The organism is Mycobacterium sp. TH-M15 (assembly GCF_057473705.1).
The window spans coordinates 1-3,415 of record NZ_JBYCLB010000670.1 but is presented as its reverse complement, the minus strand read 5'-3'; the positions used below and the strand labels follow the sequence as shown (position 1 = coordinate 3,415).

Here is a 3,415-nt window from a genome sequence, read left to right as displayed (position 1 = left end):
GGTGACGTTGAGCGGCAACTTCTGCGTTTCGGCAGGTCCGGGCGTACCGACGGCAGTGAACACATAGGCGGTCTGACCGGATGCCGGCCCGGGGGTGGGGATCTTCGCCGGGCCTGCCACTGACAGCGCAGTCGCAATGGAGTTGCCACCGTCCGACAAGCAGCCGGTGCCGATTGACGGGTACATGAAGTCCTGGGTGGGCGGGCTGTCGGGACCGAACACCGGAGTGACCTCCGTTGCCGGGCCGGCGGCCTCCGGCGGTGCCGGGGCCGGCGCGGCGTCGGGTGCCGGAGGGGCAGGTGTGGTTACGGCTTCCGGGGCCGCCGGGGTCGCTGGTGCCGCCTGCCACCTGGGACCCACCCGGTGAGCCGGGTCGACGCCGGTGGGCAGATGCGCGACGCCGCCAGGCGCCGAGCCCGGGGTCGGGATGTGCGCGGACGGGTCGCGCGGCGGCGAGGCGGGCGTATCGTTCGCCACCTGTGCCTGCGGAGGCGCATCAAACCCGGGCGCCGCAGGTGCCTGCACAAACTGGGTCACCGAGTCGGCGACCTGTTTGGCACCCGTGGGTACTGCAGAGTTGCCGGTGAAGGCGGCAGCCGCGGCCATCAGCAGCGACACGGCACCAGACGGATCGGCGGCCGCCTGCTGAATCACCGGGCTCAGCTGCTCGATAGCGGGCACACCGGGCAACTGCAGGGACTGTAGGGCGGGCAGGCCGGGTATCGGCTGCGGCGGTTCGGCCTTGGCGTCATTGCTGAGGAGCAGCGCGGTCGACGAACCGATCGCGACGGCAGCCGTGGCGGCGAGCAACGTCCGGATCTGCGACATGATTTCTCCAATTCCCGTTGGCGGCGTCGAGAGGCGTCGAGAGGCGTGGGCAAGGTCTTTGGAAGGACGTTCGAAAAGTCAAGGTAACGTGTTACAGCTGATACTCAAGTGACACGTGTGGTGTTTATGAAACCGTTACCGAGCGGACCGGTGGTGGTGGTTCGCTAAAGTCGGGCCGGTAGACACAATCCCCGTCACCCCTGCTGCCCGCCGGATGGCGAACGAGTGGACCCGCCTGGCTCCGCTGCTGTTGGCGGTCAGCGTCGCGGCGCGGCTCGCCTGGACATACCTGACACCCAACGGTGCCAACTTCGTCGACCTGCACGTCTACGTCGGCGGTGCCGCCACGCTCGATCGGCCCGGCACCTTATACGACTACACCTACGCGGACCAGACGCCGGATTTCCCGCTTCCGTTCACCTACCCGCCGTTCGCCGCGATCGTGTTCTACCCGTTGCACGTGCTGCCGTTTCCGCTGCTGGCATTTCTCTGGCAGGTTGCGACGATCGCCGCACTCTACGGTGTGGTCCGCGTCAGCCGGCGGCTGCTCGGCTCAGATGCTGGCGGCGCTGGCCGCACCGCGATGCTGTGGACAGCGGTGACCATCTGGATCGAGCCGTTGCGCAGCACCTTCGACTACGGGCAGATCAACGTGTTCTTGGTGCTGGCGGTGTTGTGCGCGGTCTACAGCCGACGGTGGTGGGTGTCGGGTCTGCTGGTCGGCACCGCCGCGGGGGTGAAGCTGACTCCGGCGGTCGCCGGCGTCTATTTCGCCGGGGCGCGACGGTGGGCCGCCGTGGTGTTCGCGGCGGTGGTCGTTCTCGCCACCATCGCGGTGTCGGTCTGGGTCACCGGCGACCAGACCCGCCGCTACTTCACCGAGCTACTCGGCGACACCGGCCGGGTCGGGCCGATCGGCACCTCGTTCAACCAGTCCTGGCGCGGCGGAATCTCCCGGATTCTCGGGCACGACGCCGGCTACGGTGCGCCGGTGCTCATCGCCGTCGCCGCCACGCTGGCGTTGGCTGTGTTGGCCTGGCGCGCGCTGCGTCAGACGGATCGACTGGGTCTGCTGCTGGTGGTCGAGCTGTTCGGCCTGCTGGCCTCGCCAATCTCCTGGACGCATCACTGGGTGTGGTTGGTGCCGCTGATGGTCTGGCTGATCCACGGCCCGCTCTCGGAGCGCACCGCCGCCCGGGTTCTGGGCTGGGGTTGGCTGGCGTTGACGCTCATCGGGGTGCCGTGGTTGCTGAGCTTTGCCCAGCCGAGCATCTGGCAGGGCGGCCGGCCTTGGTATCTGGCCTGGGCCGGGCTGGTCTACATCGTAACGGCGCTGGCGACGCTCGGCTGGATTGCGGCGACCGGCATCCAGCGCTTTAGCTACCCGCCAAGATCGCGTTGATGTCGTGGGCCATCGAGACGTCGTTTGCGGTGATCCCGCCGGCCGAATGCGTGACCAGGGCGAAAGGCCCCGTCCGCCAGCGGATGTCGATGTCCGGGTGGTGGTCCTTGGCCTCGGCGTGGTCGGCGACCCGGCGCACCGCGTCGATGCCGGCGAGAAACGACGGGAACTAGACCGACCGGCGCAGCGTCCCGCCGGCGTGTTCCCAGCCGTCGAGGTCGCCCAGCGCCGCGGCCACCTGCTCATCGGTTAACACAGCCATACCCGACGGTACTGCGGACAGCGCGTCACGTCAGCGAGCCTGGGGCCATCGTGGTCGAGTTCGGTATACCGTCACCGAACATGCCGAACCGGATCGTCGTCGCGGGGGCCATCATCGCCGGATCGGCCGTGCTGGTCGCGCAGCGGTGCCGCCCAGCGACACTGGCTGGCCGCTGGGAGCTTCCCGGCGGCAAAGTCGCACCGGGTGAGACCGAGCCCGCAGCACTGGCCAGGGAACTGGCCGAGGAACTGGGTGTGGACGCCGACGCCGTCGAGGTGGGTGCGCGCCTCGGTGACGACGTCGCGCTGGATGCGAACACGACGCTGCGGGCCTACCGGGTCAGCCTCGCCCGCGGCGAACCACGCCCGCACGAGCACCGGGCGCTGCGCTGGGCCACCGCTGAGGAGCTGCCCGGCATCGACTGGGTGCCGGCCGACCGCGCCTGGCTGCCGGAGCTGACCCGGACGCTACATCCGGGTTGACGAAATCGGCACAGCGACTTCCCAGCGTGGAATTTATGGTCGCCTGACGATATAAGCCGTATGCTGGCGGATTGCTGGCCTGCTGCAGGCGAAGGGCCGGTGCGCCGGGGCGCGACCCGGTGTCGACGCGGAGCCGTAAAAATCCAGCGGCCGAGTGTGCAGCGACCCCAAGGAGACTTCCGGATGACCACAACACCTCACGTCGGTAGCGCGCTAGAAGAGTTGCTGGAACGCAGCGGCCGGTTCTTCACCCCCGGCGAGTTCTCGGCTGACCTGCGCACCGTCACCCGCCGCGGCGGGCGGGAGGCCGACGCCTTCTACCGCGACCGGTGGAGCCACGACAAGGTGGTCCGCTCCACGCACGGGGTCAACTGCACCGGGTCGTGCTCGTGGAAGATCTTCGTCAAGGGCGGGATCATCACCTGGGAGAACCAGGCAACC

At 68.8% G+C, this 3,415-nt stretch carries 4 protein-coding genes and 1 pseudogene; 3 read left to right on the top strand and 2 right to left on the bottom strand.

The features are described from left to right. A partial coding sequence (locus AC2VNT_RS16425) for an Rv1157c family protein (RefSeq protein ID WP_486947865.1) occupies positions 1-828 on the bottom strand: 828 nt, incomplete at its 3' end. A 214-nt stretch (positions 829-1,042) separates the two neighbouring features. Here AC2VNT_RS16425 and AC2VNT_RS16420 point away from each other — a divergent pair. Beyond that, complete coding sequence (locus AC2VNT_RS16420; protein ID WP_486947864.1) at positions 1,043-2,230, top strand: mannosyltransferase; 1,188 nt, start codon at positions 1,043-1,045, stop codon at positions 2,228-2,230. Here the strand turns inward: AC2VNT_RS16420 and AC2VNT_RS16415 are convergent. Then, positions 2,205-2,492: pseudogene (locus AC2VNT_RS16415) on the bottom strand (4a-hydroxytetrahydrobiopterin dehydratase). The gene AC2VNT_RS16420 and the pseudogene AC2VNT_RS16415 sit on opposite strands and share 26 nt — an antisense overlap. 80 nt (positions 2,493-2,572) lie before the next feature. Here AC2VNT_RS16415 and AC2VNT_RS16410 point away from each other — a divergent pair. Both AC2VNT_RS16410 and AC2VNT_RS16405 read left to right on the top strand, forming a co-directional pair. Further along, complete coding sequence (locus tag AC2VNT_RS16410; protein ID WP_486947863.1) at positions 2,573-2,974, top strand: (deoxy)nucleoside triphosphate pyrophosphohydrolase; 402 nt, start codon at positions 2,573-2,575, stop codon at positions 2,972-2,974. A gap of 183 nt (positions 2,975-3,157) precedes the next feature. Further along, positions 3,158-3,415, top strand: a 258-nt coding sequence (locus AC2VNT_RS16405; protein WP_486947862.1) for a hypothetical protein, incomplete at its 3' end; no start/stop codon positions are given.